The organism is Comamonas sp. DB36 (assembly GCF_057914905.1).
This window is the reverse complement of the sequence record NZ_CP196631.1, coordinates 2,310,635-2,321,685: the sequence shown is the minus strand read 5'-3', so window position 1 is coordinate 2,321,685 and position 11,051 is coordinate 2,310,635. Positions and strand designations below refer to the sequence as shown.

General features: G+C 50.2%; 9 protein-coding genes. All 9 read right to left on the bottom strand.

The annotated features are described in order from the left end of the window. Window positions 1-63: 63 nt before the first annotated feature. Window positions 64-1,047, bottom strand: coding sequence for a KpsF/GutQ family sugar-phosphate isomerase (locus tag ACSVDO_RS10690; protein WP_489592016.1), 984 nt, complete (start codon window positions 1,045-1,047; stop codon window positions 64-66). A gap of 150 nt (window positions 1,048-1,197) precedes the next feature. Continuing rightward, entirely contained in the window at window positions 1,198-2,022 is an 825-nt protein-coding gene (gene kdsA / locus ACSVDO_RS10685; protein WP_489596388.1) for a 3-deoxy-8-phosphooctulonate synthase, read from the bottom strand. Next, entirely contained in the window at window positions 2,015-3,469 is a 1,455-nt protein-coding gene (locus ACSVDO_RS10680) for a hypothetical protein (RefSeq protein WP_489592015.1), read from the bottom strand. The genes kdsA and ACSVDO_RS10680 overlap by 8 nt, the downstream gene beginning before the upstream one ends. Before the next feature lie 11 nt (window positions 3,470-3,480). Further along, window positions 3,481-5,127: a capsular polysaccharide export protein, LipB/KpsS family gene (locus tag ACSVDO_RS10675; protein WP_489592014.1), complete on the bottom strand. Its 1,647-nt coding sequence runs from the start codon at window positions 5,125-5,127 to the stop codon at window positions 3,481-3,483. Window position 5,128: 1 nt separating this feature from the next. Further along, complete coding sequence (locus ACSVDO_RS10670) at window positions 5,129-6,151, bottom strand: glycosyltransferase family 4 protein (protein ID WP_489592013.1); 1,023 nt, start codon at window positions 6,149-6,151, stop codon at window positions 5,129-5,131. Window positions 6,152-6,167: 16 nt separating this feature from the next. Continuing rightward, window positions 6,168-7,709, bottom strand: a complete 1,542-nt coding sequence (locus ACSVDO_RS10665; protein WP_489596387.1) for a polysaccharide biosynthesis/export family protein — start codon at window positions 7,707-7,709, stop codon at window positions 6,168-6,170. 417 nt (window positions 7,710-8,126) lie between these two features. Continuing rightward, window positions 8,127-9,245 carry a KpsE/RkpR family capsule polysaccharide export protein gene (locus tag ACSVDO_RS10660; protein ID WP_489592012.1) on the bottom strand — a complete coding sequence of 373 codons (1,119 nt, stop codon included), beginning with the start codon at window positions 9,243-9,245 and terminating at the stop codon, window positions 8,127-8,129. Beyond that, window positions 9,242-9,916 (bottom strand): ABC transporter ATP-binding protein, encoded by a 675-nt coding sequence (locus ACSVDO_RS10655; RefSeq protein ID WP_489592010.1) that lies wholly within the window; start codon window positions 9,914-9,916, stop codon window positions 9,242-9,244. Before ACSVDO_RS10655 ends, ACSVDO_RS10660 begins: the two co-directional genes overlap by 4 nt. Beyond that, window positions 9,913-10,719 carry an ABC transporter permease gene (locus ACSVDO_RS10650; RefSeq protein ID WP_489592008.1) on the bottom strand — a complete coding sequence of 269 codons (807 nt, stop codon included), beginning with the start codon at window positions 10,717-10,719 and terminating at the stop codon, window positions 9,913-9,915. The genes ACSVDO_RS10655 and ACSVDO_RS10650 overlap by 4 nt, the downstream gene beginning before the upstream one ends. Between the last annotated feature and the right edge of the window lie 332 nt (window positions 10,720-11,051).

The window sequence follows — 11,051 nt, the reverse complement described above, 5'->3', positions numbered from 1 at the left end:
CCAATAAAAGACGAAAGAAAAGGGATACGGCCAATGCCGGAAGACAGAATTCCAATTCGCATATCAGACCAATGCGGTTTCCTGCTTGAGTCCGTATATTTGCAGTACTCCAACCACCACACCTGCGGCATCTTTGACGACCAGAGCGCCGACTTCCTTCTCACGCATGTATGCTTCGGCGTCGGAAAATCGTGTATCTGGAGCGATAGTCAGGGGATTTGAAGACATCATTTCCGCAGCCTGCACAAGCTTGGGATCGTCCTGCGCTTCAAAAGCACGGCGCAAATCACCATCGGTGATGATCCCTTTAAGTTCCTGCCCTTCCATGACCAGCGTCAAGCCCAGACGACCATAAGTGATCGAGTTCACCACATCGCGAAAAGAAGCATCCGGCGCACAAATTGGCAATGTGCCCTTGTGCATCACGTCACTTACCCGCGTAAGCAGTTTTCGCCCCAGGCTGCCGCCGGGGTGAAACCGCGCGAAGTCTGCCGGTTGGAAATCACGCTTTACGGTCAGCGCAACGGCCAGTGCATCGCCCATCACCAAAGTATTGGTTGTGGAACTGGTAGGCGCCAGATTGTTCTTGCAGGCCTCGCGCTCCACTCCCACATCCAGCACGACATGTGAATGCAGCGCAAGCGTTGAGCCCGGCTTTCCGGTGAACGAAATTATCTTGTTTTGTTGATGCTGAAGAAAAGGCAATATGCGCAACACCTCTTCGGTCTCACCCGAATTCGAAATCAGCAGCAAAACATCTATAGGCCTTATCATTCCCAGATCGCCGTGAAATGCTTCACCTGGATGCACAAAAAAAGATGGTGTTCCAGTTGAAGCCAATGTAGCAGCGATTTTTTTTCCAATAATTCCCGATTTTCCCATGCCGACGATAACCAATCGTCCTTGCATGGCCAGGATAATATCTACGGCATCATTGAAATCCTGCCCCATGCGCGACCGCATGCGCTGCAACGCCTCGATTTCCACATCGAGCGTTTCCAATCCTATTGCCAGTGCATCACAGGTGCTTCGCATATTTATCGCCATTTTAAATTTTCCTTGGCTGCGCAATCATTCTTGTACAAGGCCAACATACGCTTGCTCCAGGCCACACATCTTCGCAGCGCGCGCACATGAGCAGTTCTCATTGGCACTACAAGCAGCAAATTTTTCGTTGGAATGTATTTCAAATGATCTTCAGTCGATAACCAATGGTTCAAACGACTTCACAAGCTCGTCGACTGCTTTGATTTGAACCAAGAATGGCTCCAATTTATCCAAAGGCAAGGCGCTGGGGCCATCGCACTTGGCGTTGCTGGGGTCAGGATGAGCCTCCAAAAACAGCCCAGCCAATTTTGTTGCCATGCCCGCGCGCGCAAGCTCCACAATCTGCTGACGACGTCCTCCAGAAGCTCCTGCCAAGGGATCACGGTTCTGCAGTGCATGCGTAACGTCAAAAATGATAGGTAGATTGTTGGTGACCTTCTTCATCACGCCAAAACCCAGCATATCAACCACCAGGTTATCGTAACCGAAACATGTACCCCGATCGCATAGCATCAACTGGTCATTGCCTGCTTCCTTGAATTTTTCAACGATGTTGGCAACCTGCGAAGGGCTCAAGAACTGGGGCTTCTTGATATTTATGTACTTGCCTGTCCTTGCCATGGCTACCACCAGATCGGTCTGACGCGCCAAAAATGCGGGAAGCTGTAATACATCAACTACTTCGGCAACAGGCGCAGCCTGCCAAGGCTCGTGCACATCAGTGATGATCAAAACGCCAAATTCCTTCTTCACTGCCTCCAGAATTCGGAGTCCCTCTTCCAGACCTGGGCCTCGATAGGAATGGATTGAAGATCGGTTGGCTTTATCAAAACTGGCCTTGAACACAAAAGGAATCTTCAACTTATCTGTCACTCTGACGTAGTGAGCAGCGCAACGCAAGGCAAAGTCATAGTCCTCAATGACATTGATCCCACCAAACAAGCAAAAGCCTCGATCATTCGACAAATTAAGCATCACGGAAACTCCAAAATGAAACATCAGGGTAGCACCCCAGAATTGCCGAAAATCTATTCAATTTAACTTCTTTACTGACGCCATCAGGGTAAAAATACACTCTGGCAAAAAGTGCATCTCGGTGCTGCGGCAAAATATTTGAAATATGAAACGTCAAGCCATAACAACCACTGGCATCAATAACTTTATTTACCTGATAATATCCAGCATTACCATACCCACCAAGACTCAACGTTATTTTTCCGCCAGAGAGCTCAACATCAACAAGGCACGACACATACATACCCTCTTTGACATCTGCAGAAAACTCTTTGATCAATTCCCAATTCAAATAACAATTTTTGGAAGATTCGAATTCAGCCAAAAACAAACCTTCATTCAAGGCAGTCAATGAACCGCCTTCCGGAACCCTGGCCCAAGCGTTCTGGAAAATTCCATCTCCGTTATTAATCTCCAGCGCCTCAATCACAGACAAACCCAGTGAAGCAGATTTTTTCATTGAATCCGCATGATTTGTAATGCAAGTAAAATCATCGCCATCAAAGGACAAAAGGCACCCTGACAATATTCCTTTTGAATTGTAGAACCCCACATCATTGCAAAAATAAACCCCCGGGTCATTCACCGCATATCTTTTTACCCAGGAGATATCCTCAAAATGCACGCCTGATAAGCTTCTGCTGTGATATATGTTATTTTTCGCCACAGATTTTTTTCTGTTTTCCCTGAGAACAGCTATCTGAGAATTCTGATCTTCTACATGAACATTAAAATCATGAAAATTATCAATCAAATCCAATGCTTTATAGACCTTGTCAACATCTCGTCCAAAAGGCATTGAGTGGTCATCAGTATCCAGGGTATAAACGAGCAGTTTCCTGATCGGGGCCGCAGACCCTAATATCAGTTCAACATTTGCAACATCTATGGGTGCATGCCCATGCACAATGCACATGACTTTGTCATGCCTTGACTCATTGAGCAACTTCCCTAAATCAGCATTCAATCGCTTGGAAGTTAGCTTCGCTATGTTTTTATTCAACTCATACCAACCATAATCCAGAGTCAAGTTCAAATCGACTTGAGGATTGCAAATCAAGGCATGAATACCGAGTTGCACAGCAAAATTTATTGCTGCATAACCAGCCATAGATGAGCCAAAAATATAAGACTTCTCGGCATCAAAATCCAGAAGAACTGTTCTTATAAGCTCAACATATGAGGCGCCAAAATCTTCATTCAGATACCAGCTATTCCCTGGATCAGTAATGAATAGCAGGTTATATTTACTTTTTTCAACAAATGACCTAAGAAGAAAATATTTATCTCCTTGATTATGCGCACTTAACAATATCAGAATGCGATCACAACCTTCCCTGGGTATAAACAAGTACTTCTTACCCTTGAATTCCTTCTCGTGCGCTTGCACTACCGACTTCAAATCCATCTTTTATTCCATCAAGATTTTGCAGGAAAGAAATGCCTCAAAGCTCGTATGGGAACAACATGTGAATCAGCACAAAATTTTCGCGGATTCAGCATGAACTTCTTGAACTTTCTCCTGACAGAGCCAACTCGCCCCAAATCTCCCACCGCATTACCCAGCGTTATAACTTCAGACGAATAATCTTTGACAGGAATACTTTTCTCATCAATATTCTGACTTTCAACAGCAATATTTTTACTGGATTTCTCAAGGCTTTGGCTATCATCGGCATGCGATCCAACAGTTTTTGATGTGTTTTTTGCCAAGCCAATTGTCGGATTCGCCTCAAATATTGAGTTCAGTCTTGCAACGCCAGAATCATGAACAGAAACCAACTGCCCTTGCATTAGCCTTCTCAAAAACTCCTCGAAAGCAGCAAACTCATCCAAATTCAAAGAACCACTGACGCACCCCGAATCAATATCTGCCAGAAAACGCTTGCAAGAAGTGAAGGAATAATCACTGGTAAACCCCTTGCCACCGAAAAATGCATTACCAAACTGGACCGGCTTCAACCCGTGAAATGCTGCCTCAATCAAACTTTGAGAATTCAGTCCTACAACAAAGCTTGACATCGAAAAGAGTCGATCTATGGGGTAATGATCAACAATTTTTATCCTCTCTCTTTCCTCGGGAGAAAATCCAGCAACGTAGTCATTCAAGACATCTTTTGTAAGAGATTTTTCAATATTTGTTTTCCTCTCCTCCCAAGGATGCGACTTGAATACAACATTGAATCCGCCACGAACCAACCCCAATATTATTTCTTTATAAAAGGAGATAGAGGAAATCCCCAGGTTCTTATATTCGAGCAAAGAAAAGTCATTGACAACCTGCCCTAATACGACAACAACTTTCCCCGGCAAAGAAAATATCACGTCCTCTCCGAAATCCGGCTGCACTACATTCTTGTTTTTTGCCAGGACCACCTTGTTGATGGCCTTCATCCTGTCTCTATCCAAATCGTTAGCCAACATTGCAGGGCTGAGAGATTCGAAAACAGCTTGATGCCGAATATCGCAGTTGTTTGCAATGGGCCCATACTTCTCCTCACAATAGTAATCATTTCCAGTAAAAAATGATTCCATATGAAGAACTTTTGTCGGTGTATAGCGTAATAACTCAACCAACGATCTTTGGTAAATCAACGAGCCAGAAAAAACGCAGCAGTGCGTAAATTCCTTCTCATCGGCTAAAAACTTTGACCAAAAATCCAACCATTCCCATGCGGCGGCCAAGCACTGCATCAGCACCTGTTTATTCAGCATCAACATCTTGTGAAAAATCTCCTCCGACTTCAACGGAAGAGGCTCATTGAACCATGATGGCCCAACAATAACTTTTGACAAGATCTCTGCGCGAGATATCTTGAATAGATTAACCCCCTTTATGGAGTAATTAAAAAGTGTTTCCTGATCCAAATGAGAGAGGACACGGGCAAACTCGTTCAACTCCTGCGACTTTTCCTCATAGTTTCCAAAAAGACATATCCAGTCACGCCTGCCTTTGACAAACTTAACGGACGCACCAGATTTTTCAACAAACTTAAAAAAAGAAGTGAAATTCCTCTGGTTTATATGCAGGTCATCAGGAACCAATATATTGTATTTCTTCGTCATTTCACACTCCTACACCCGAAAAAACAGCAAATTCATCTTCTGACACGTCAATAAATGACGGGGAGCATATATCGGCACCAATTATTTTTGAATAGACGCTCAGATTACCAGCAACTGAATCTTGCCAAGTGGGTATGGAAAATGCTGACGCCCTGCAATTTGCTTCAACGCCTGAGAAAGCAGAACGATCATCAAGAATTTCGTTGATGTCCGCAGCATCCAGATCCGGATCCAAACTCAAAAAAAATCCATTTTCTTTATGCTTGATGAAATCCAATGACATACCTACTCGACTTGAGAATATTGGCGTGCCTGTGGCCAAAGCTTCCGGCACGTTCGCTGGCCCACCTTCATGGCTACTGCACATTAAAAGAGCATCAATTTTCGAATAAAATCCCTGAAACACTCTATATGGAAGACGTTCAAAAACATCGACTTCAATGCCAAGCTTTCTAAGTGAAATTGCATCGATTGAACGATCTTCGCCTACCAAGACAAATTTCACTCCAGCCGGATTCAACCGCTTTACCAACTCGAGAAGGTAAGCCTCACCCTTCACTCTTCTTCCATATCTCCTCGAAGCGATACCGATTACAAACTTATCCCCCGGAAGGCGTTTTTTTTCCGCCAACGCAAGAACTTCGTTGTTGTATCCATGGGCAACCACATTGATCGACCCGGCAGGCAGTCCCTCATCGTCCAGCAAGATGCCTTTTTGTTTGCTATTTAAGCAAATGACAGCGGCTGATTCAACATATCGAGGAATGAACCTTTGCCTGGAATGCCAGACATCTGGATCATCCAGATCATGGTGTACTGTGCAGACAGCGTTATCCAACAGCTTCCTCTCAAGATGAGGCCTGTGGTAGTGATAGATATCAGCGCCATCAATCGGATTCACGCTCTCAATATGCTCAACCCAAGAAGGACTATATTTTTTAAAATACCCCAATATTGCAGTAAAAATACCGCTATCGATATTTTTACTCATCACATGGTTAATGGTATATTTTCTAATAGTCATTTGCGTCGCTTTCATTTCACAGGCCCAAAACCACTTTTGCACTTACTGCAATTTGAAAAACTATTTGGGTCATATCTTTCCAAAATTGGCGCTTCTTCTCATCCACCTTGGGCAGCACAAGAATTTGGTCACCGGCATGAATATCTGCACTCGCAAATATTCTCTTGGCGGCAACCTGTTCGAAGGAACCATCTCGCCGCGCAATGACCACGCGTGCGTTATCGGCCATTTGCGTAAATCCGCCAGCTCGATTGATGTAATCCTCCAGACCCAAATCGGCCTCGAAAGCCACGGCATTCGGAAAAAGCACTTCGCCACTGACAAGCACCAGGTCATCCTTGCGCGGAATTCGGATCACGTCACCGTTTTCGAGCAACATGGCGTCGCGCTGGCTGGCCTGGGAAATCTGCACCTGGCCCACCGGCTCGATCTTTTTGGCGCGGTCAACCCATTGCAAGCTCAGTTCCGCCTCCTCCTTGCGTAACCGGGCTTCGTCGCTGCTGCCGCTGCGCGCCGTGAGCAATGACATTTCGAGGTTGTGCAGGCTGGTGGCCAGCATTTCCTTCTGGCGCTGCTTCACGCTTTGGCGAAACAGCTGCACGCTTTGCGTGTCGGCATCCGCCGTAGGGGCGACCTGCTGCATGAGCGCTCCCATGCGCGTGCCGTAAGGCAGCACATATTCCTGCGCGCTGTTGTGCTCGCCTTCCACGCGCACGGTGATGGTGCCGGGCTTCTTGTCCGCCGTGAACTCCAGTTCATCTCCGTCCGCAACCATGACGGCCGCGGCATCGGCCAGCGGGTAATACTCGGCATTGCGTATGCTGCCCGTGTTGCGCACCACACGCACATGGGTCGCCGTGGCTGTCGGCTTGGCCAGTTCCATGAAATGCGCCACGGTTTGCATGCCGGCATTGAATTCAAAGCGCTTGGCATTCGCGACCAGTCCCTTGACCTTCACGCGTTTGGCGTACGGCGGCACGAAAATCACATCGCCATCGGCCAGCTGCACCATGGGCATATTGCCGTTGAGCAGAAAATCGTAGAGATTGACTGTGGCTTTCGTGGCCTGGCCGCGCTTGATGCTCACTTGCAGGTAGGAGCCACGCTCCGGATCGACGCCGCCCGCCATGTCAAGGTAGCGCAGAACGCTGTCCATGCTGGTGCCGTTATAAAGACCAGGGCGGTTCACATTGCCGCCTACAAACACACGCACCGGCTGGGCTGCGGCCAAGCTCGCGTAGCTGCTGACGTTGTTGCGGAAGGTCTTGCGCACCGCGTTCTGCACCGCGGACTGCAGATCTTGATTGCGCACGCCTTGCAGTTTCACGGGTCCCGCATGGGGCAGGAAAATATTGCCTTTGGGATCCACCGTCAGCGCGTCCTCCAGCGTGAACGCGCCCCAAAGTCGCACCTGAATCTGGTCGCCAATGCTGATGGCGTAGTCAGGATTGAACTGGGTGGCGCCTGGCTGGCTGAATGCACCCGTGAACAGTTGCGCGCCGAAGACATCGCTGGCCTGGTTGTCGAGCTGATCCTGAGTCTGCGCGGGAACCGGCATTGGGGATGGCAATCCAGGTATTGCAGCTGGTGTTTCTCGCGAAGCTGTATGCGTGGCGGTATTTTTCGCTGCGTTTGGGGCCGTGGATGCCAACGAAGGGCTGGATGTGCCCAGACCCAAGGATGTGCCCACGTCATATTGCGCCCATGCCGGTTGCAACGCTGCGGCCAAAATCGCCACTGCGGAGGCATGCCGCAATGAAATCGCGGGCGTTGACAAATTAATGGCGTTCGGGATAGGGCTTGTCTTCATAAATGCAATAGGTAATTGGCGGCTGGCGCACTCCTGATATCTGCGTCCCGAAAATCGTTTTTCGGCCAGATAGAGACACACAGAAAATCCGGTAATTCAGAGGCGAGCGAGACAGGATGAACATCGCCAGCACGGGCAATATGGAATATGTACGGACCAAGGATTTCAATCCTTGTGATCACGCACGATGGCCAGCAAAAGATGGGCTATGCCCGCCAGCAGCAAAATGACGACGATCCACACGCCGCTGGTGTACATGCGTCGGGGTTCGGTGGCGTCCTGTGGCAAGTTGGGCTGCTGCAGCACAGAGACTTTCTTGAGCGTGCGCGTGGCTTCGAGACGACCCTGCTCCAGCGCAGTCAGCGCGGTCTTGTACATATCGAGCGCAAACCGCGATTGCATCTCGAGCTGGGCAAAAGCTTCCGCAGTGCGATTGAGCGTCTTGCCTCCCGGAGCGGCAAGCTTTGCCTGCTCCTGGGCCATCTGCTTTTCAATCGCGGCGATGCGCTGGTCAAGAAGCACGATGTTCGGGTGGTCTTTGACCAGGTAGGCCTGAAGTGCGCTGCGCTGTGCCTGCAAGTCGGCGAGCTGGCCCTGAAGGCTTGCAACGATGGTGGCTATTACCTGCGCTGCCGCTTCAGGCGAGATCAGCCCTTTTTTCTCCTGGAAGTCAAGCAAAGCCTGACGACTGCCTTGTACTTTAGCGTTCAGTGTTTCGACCTGGCCTTCAAGAAAGGTCACCTGGTCCTGTGCAATGGCGTGCGCCATGCGATTCATGAAACGCTCCCCCTCCCGCACCAGCGCCTGGTTGATCTGCTGCGCCATCTCCGGTTGGTAGGCCTGGGCCTTCAGCACCAGCACGCCCGCAAATTCGTCGTACTCGACCTGCACGCGGCGCAGATAATAGGCGCTGAAGTCCTCGCGGCTGGCCTGTGCACCCCATAGACGCGAAAACCAGTCCCCTTCGGAGCTGAAATGGGCACGCAAGCCCAGCTTGGCGTCCAGGATCTCGGCCATATCGGGCGAGCGCAGATGCTCGCGCAGCAGCAGCTGGTCTGCACGGTTGGCCCCCGAAGCACCCGAGATCAGGCTTCCGAGGTCCAACGATGCCCCACTGTGCAAGCTCGTGCTTTGGATGATGAGACGCGACTCCGATACATACCTGTCGGAAGCAATTCCAAGCCAGTAGACGGCGCTGCAGACGCAGGCCACGGCAGTCAGACTGCGCAAGGGGGAATGTCGCAGCCACTGAACACTGCGTTGGATAGGAGAAACCATGGTCATGAACGGGAGGGAGAGGTACTGTCGTTGTAGGCGCGCAAGGCGTCGTCGATCTGGTCAAACCAGTGCGCCTGGCCCTGGTGCAGCCAGATGCCGGCCTGGCAAAAATCCCGCAACGTGCCTTCGCTGTGCGAAACCATGACGATGCTGGCCTTGCCAATCAGGTCCTTGAAAGCCTTGGCGGCCTTGGCCTGAAAGGCGCGATCGCCCGCGGCCGTGACTTCGTCGGAGATGTACACATCGAAGTCGAAGGCCAGGGACAGCGCGAACTGCAGGCGTGACTTCATGCCGGAGGAATAGGTCTTGATCGGCTCATCGAAGGACGCACCGATTTCGGCGAACTCCTGCACTCTCTGCAGAATGCGTGGAATGTCATGCTCCATGCCGTGGATGCGGGCCACGAACTTGGTGTTTTGACGGCCCGTCATGCTGCCCTGCAGGCCGCCGCCAAAGCCCATGGGCCAGGAGACCTTGACATGTCTGCGGACCTCGCCTTTGGAGGGATAGTCCACGCCGCCCACAATGCGCAGCAGCGTGGACTTGCCCGCGCCATTGCCACCGATGAGTCCGACGCTGCAGCCAGCGGGAATCGTGAGATTCACGCCCTTCAACACCCACGGTCCCATGCCGTGGTCCGTGTGATAGCGCTTGTGTACGTCCAGCACTTCAATCATTGCGTCACCAGCCGTTCATTGAAACGGCGGAACAGCGCCAGCCCTGTGAAGACAAGCACCAACGCGCAAGAATACGCATAGCCAAGGTCAAGACCCGTCACCGCATGGTAGTAAGGCGCGAAGCCTACGCGGCCGGCTTCGATGGCATGCGCCAGAGGGTTGAGCAACAGCCAATCAAGGTACGGCGGCTGCACCATGGACAAAGGAAAGACGACACCCGAAATCATCATGAGCGGCATCATGATGAAGTTGATGACGCGTTCCATCTCGGGTACCAGCTTGATCAGCACGGCAAAAGTCATGCCCAGACCCAGACCACACAGCCAGGCCAGGGTGAAAGCCTCCAGCACCTGAAACACGCTCGCAGGCCAGGACATCCAGCCAAAAAGGGTACCCACAAAGAACAACACGCTACTGATGATCAGCATGCTGACGCCTTCCACCATGGCGCGCGCGAGCACTACGTCCGCAGGCCGTACCTGCCGGTACGAAAAAAGCGCGCCGTTCGCACTGACACCGTTCTGAACCTGTGAGAGCGTGCGCTTGAACGTCATGAACACCAGCATGCCGATCGCTATCCAGAGCGCCGTTTCAATGCCGCCGATATGGCGCACGCGAAGTCCGGTAAAGATAAGAATCAGCCACAGCACGTTGACCAAGGGCTCGGCAACGAGCCAGACCCAAGCCAGCCGCGAACCAAACATGCGAACCACGGCCTCGCGCAGGAACAGTGCTTTCCACACGGCCATGGCTGACTCGAAGTTCCCCATGGACTGCCGCGCCTGAGTCACCGGCATCTGCATGGCGTGAAGACACTCAACGACCGCGCACGGGTTGTGGTTCGAAACAGGGGGAATTTCATGAGAGACGAAGCGAAATTGGCACTGCCGCTGTGGGCACCGGCAACCTTGCAGGGAGCTGAAAAATAGGGATTATGCCCTATAGACAAATATTTAAAAAAGTGTTAATCGCAGTAACTTTTGTTCACTTTGATAGCAGGATTCTATGAGCAATCCTCTCAAGACATTTATTAACATTCATTAACTTTTTGTCATAAGTCTTCAATACCCAGCATTTGCGCCACTCAATCATCCAAATACCCTTTTTTTATTACATCTAAGTACAAAAAACACAA